Annotated in this window: 1 protein-coding gene; it reads right to left on the bottom strand. The window is 52.8% G+C overall.

Annotated features, from left to right (window positions below; genetic code table 11):
* Window positions 1-34 precede the first annotated feature (34 nt).
* Entirely contained in the window at window positions 35-667 is a 633-nt protein-coding gene (locus HV796_RS42510; protein ID WP_175233586.1) for a SidA/IucD/PvdA family monooxygenase, read from the bottom strand.
* Window positions 668-1277 lie beyond the last annotated feature (610 nt).

The following is a 1277-nucleotide window of genomic DNA, read 5'->3' as shown; positions in this document are numbered from 1 at the left end:
GCGGCTATCTGGCCCCCGCGCGGGCGATCCACCTCTAGGTAATACCGTTATGTGGCACGGCATGCGGCGCCACACCGACATTCAACTCGGATATGAACTCGCCCTCAACCGAAGTGGGTAATTGCAAGGGCACAGACCCCACGCCCACCACGATTCTCCTCGCGCGATACATGAAGGGTTGGCCAGTTCCCACACGGCGTCCGCTCACGATGTAATGGCCGCGTTCAAGATCGTATTCGGCGCGGTCGACATTCGAACCGAAATCAATGCTGGACAGCTGGCTAATCGCCCATTTGCAGTAGCGGTTGTATTCCTCCCGGCTGAGATAGAAGCGCTCGCGAATGTAATACGCGTAGAGCTTTCCCTCCTGCTTACAGTAGTTCAAGAAACTGAACTTGCTCTTTGGATCGGCAAGGCTGACGAGGTCTGCAAGAAATGGATTTTGCAACGTGGTGTCGTCGATTAACATGCCGGGGTGCCAGTCAAAGCCTTGGTTGCGTTCCAAGAAGCGACCGTGCAGGTCGCGGATCGGATCGGCGAGACACGCGAGGCTCAAGTTGAACGGCCCCAGGCCAATCGCGATGAAATCGAGAACCGCCGGATTCTTCGCGGCGTCTACACTACCAGTGGGCAGCTCACACTCATCGGATAAACTAGTTATGCTCATCGAATAGTCTCCCCTGTTTTCATGACACAGCAGCATTGGAATGCGATGCGCATAAATGACAAGAATATGCAACGGACGGTGTTAGGCCATTTCCAAAGAGTCGTCGTCGTAGATGCCAGAGGCGAACAAGGACTATCACTTTGTCCCGATAGAAACAGTCTTCAGACAGCGACACATCATCTCGCGCATTGCACGCCGCGACGTGGAATGCAACCAATGGCTGCGACGTATTGCTGCGTGAGGACGCGAGCACATGTCTGGTCACCCCGCGTGGCAAACAGCAAATTCACCCTCGACGGGCCCCTCTTGAGATCGATGCTTGCGTTGATGCTTTTTATGCCGGCATCGTTTTCACGAATCAGGCATGAGCCACCTCGACACAAAATCACTCCCATATTAAGCAAAAATTTCCCGCGCAAACTAACAATTGATGTCTTTTTCGCAACCGTGCGCTTCAGATGTTTTTTACATCGTCAGAGGTGTGTTCCTGAAAATTGGAAAGGCCTGATATAGTAAGCCTCAATAGTCGCACCAGACCCTACGGGATTGAGTCTGATTGTGAGCCCGAATCCGGTTGTGTGATTCGTTCATGAAATGCTTCGAATGCTTC

This window comes from Paraburkholderia humisilvae, from assembly GCF_902859855.1.
GTDB classification, from domain to species: Bacteria; Pseudomonadota; Gammaproteobacteria; order Burkholderiales; family Burkholderiaceae; genus Paraburkholderia; species Paraburkholderia humisilvae.
The sequence above is the reverse complement of the archived record's forward strand: the minus strand, read 5'-3'. Positions and strand labels throughout refer to the sequence as shown.